Origin of the sequence: Shewanella sp. 10N.286.51.B2 (assembly GCF_041469265.1) — a bacterium.
Classification (GTDB): Bacteria; Pseudomonadota; Gammaproteobacteria; order Enterobacterales; family Shewanellaceae; genus Shewanella.
Genome location: NZ_JBFRKH010000133.1, coordinates 1 through 1351, shown reverse-complemented (window position 1 = coordinate 1351; position 1351 = coordinate 1). Strand labels below are relative to the sequence as shown.

Below are 1351 nucleotides of genomic sequence, written 5' to 3'. Positions count from 1 at the left end.
TAAAGTGCCGACCATTTAGCGCTATGGGTGGTTTTCAATACAAAGGGAATTACCCTTTTCCCGATTGCTCAATGAGTTAAAGTGCCGGCTAGCAGCGCCATGGGTGGGTTTCAGCACGAAGAAAATTACCCAATTATCGCCAAATACAGATTGCTCAATGAGTTAAAGTGTCGACCACCCGGGCTATGGGTGGTTTTTAACATGAAGGAATTTACTCAATTACCGCCAAATACCGATTGTTCAATGATTTAAAGTGCCGATCGCCCAGCGCTATGGGTGGGTTTCAGTACGAAGGTAATTGCGCATTAACCCAACTGTAATGCCATTAGAGCTAAATCTTTGATAAATATCACCAAGCCCCCATGAATTACTGCCAGAAGCGACCAAAAGAGATAATGCCAAGGGCGTCAATCCGATAAGCGTTATGGCTGACATAATCTTTAATATGCCAGTCATTCTTAGTAATGCCAAATCAGAGCTGCAACAGGCTTTATTCATGATTTGGAACATTACCTTTAGTTAAACAACCACTCTTACGGTGCGCAACAGGACACCTCAAGCAATTGTTTTTATTGTACTTAAATGTAAAAGCGTATTAATGTCCAGTTCAGATCCCTTGCAGAGTGTGATCGAGTCCGGTTTAAAAGCACTCTTGGCAGACTGGTACATATTGCTACGTAAGAAGTCAGAACATAACAAATTTATTGTTATCTTTTTAAAAGTTCAACGAGATAGCTATTGCGCAGATGAGAATGGCTAGGAGCCTCAGTAATGGCTTTGAAATCATCTTCTGCCCCAACAATGTGGATTTCATGCTCAGCTCTAGTGATAGCGGTATAAAGCCATGCTCTGTCAACGATTCTACCTTTTTGCAAAGCAATGATAATGCGTGGGAACTGAGAACCTTGTGCTTTATGGAGGGTTATTGCATAACCCAATTCCATGCAATCGAGTACAGATTGTGTGACCTCAACTTTATCCCCCGTATCCAGCGTTACTTCACCATAGCTTTCACCCGAAGACTCAACACTGGTTAGTGTACCAATAGAGCCGTTTTGAATGCCTTTGTCGTAATGGTTTTGCGTAAATAGAATCGCATCATTCAATCTGAGGTTTTGAAAGAATCTCTCCCCGTGCATTTCGAACTCAAGTCTATTTCCATTAGGGTTGACGGCTTCTTGTGTTAGTTTATTAATGTCAGCAACGAGCGCTTTGGTCGGTGCCATAACACGACTCTTTTCAGGTGATTGCTGATACAAGTCACAACAAGCTTGAGCAATGTCGCTCTTTGTCGTTTCGTGGAAGTGAATAGCGCCTGTACTTAGTTTCTTAGGTACGATGCCTTGATTAA

The 1351-nt window shown here is 42.1% G+C and carries 2 protein-coding genes; both read right to left on the bottom strand.

Annotation, left to right across the window (positions count from 1 at the left end):
* Positions 1 to 270 precede the first annotated feature (270 nt).
* On the bottom strand, positions 271 to 498 hold the full coding sequence (locus AB4140_RS19735; protein ID WP_372002335.1) for a hypothetical protein: 228 nt from the start codon (positions 496 to 498) through the stop codon (positions 271 to 273).
* Between the two features lie 209 nt (positions 499 to 707).
* The coding region (locus AB4140_RS19730; protein ID WP_372002333.1) for an ATP-dependent RecD-like DNA helicase at positions 708 to 1351 on the bottom strand (644 nt) is incomplete at its 5' end.